Source organism: Aquiflexum gelatinilyticum (assembly GCF_024813435.1).
Lineage (GTDB): Bacteria > Bacteroidota > Bacteroidia > Cytophagales > Cyclobacteriaceae > Cognataquiflexum > Cognataquiflexum gelatinilyticum.
Window position 1 is genome coordinate 1 of the sequence record NZ_JANAEZ010000026.1, and the last position, 563, is coordinate 563.

The 563-nt window shown below is 49.2% G+C and carries 1 protein-coding gene; it reads left to right on the plus strand.

What is annotated here, in order from left to right; genetic code table 11:
* Nucleotides 1–563: dihydroorotate dehydrogenase (quinone) (gene pyrD / locus NK987_RS21365; protein ID WP_259265504.1), on the plus strand; the 563-nt coding region annotated here is incomplete at both ends.

A 563-nucleotide genomic window follows, 5' to 3' on the forward strand; every position in this document is an offset into this window, starting at 1 on the left:
GGATCTTCCGTCTGGTTGATGCCGAGGGATTGATCAACCGCATGGGCTTTAATAACCATGGCGTCGATAACCTGGTTGAGAATGTGAAAAAGGCGCATTTTGACGGCGTGCTGGGTATCAATATCGGCAAAAATAAAGATACGCCGGTTGAGCACGGGAAAGATGATTACCTGATTTGTATGGAAAAAGTCTATCCGTACGCCGGGTATATCGCCATTAATATCTCCTCGCCGAATACCCCAGGGCTGCGCACGCTGCAATACGGCGAAGCGCTGGATGATTTACTCTCCGGTATTAAAAATAAGCAGCTCGAGCTGCAGCAGAAGCATCAAAAATATGTCCCGGTCGCCGTAAAGATCGCGCCGGATCTTTTGCCTGAGGAATTGATCCAGGTTGCCGATAGCCTCGTGCGTCATAATATTGATGGCGTGATTGCAACCAATACCACCCTCGATCGTTCCCTGGTTCAGGGAATGAAACATTGCGATGAGACCGGCGGGCTTAGCGGTCGTCCATTACAATTAAAAAGCACTGAAATTATCCGTATGCTCTCCGCTGAGCTG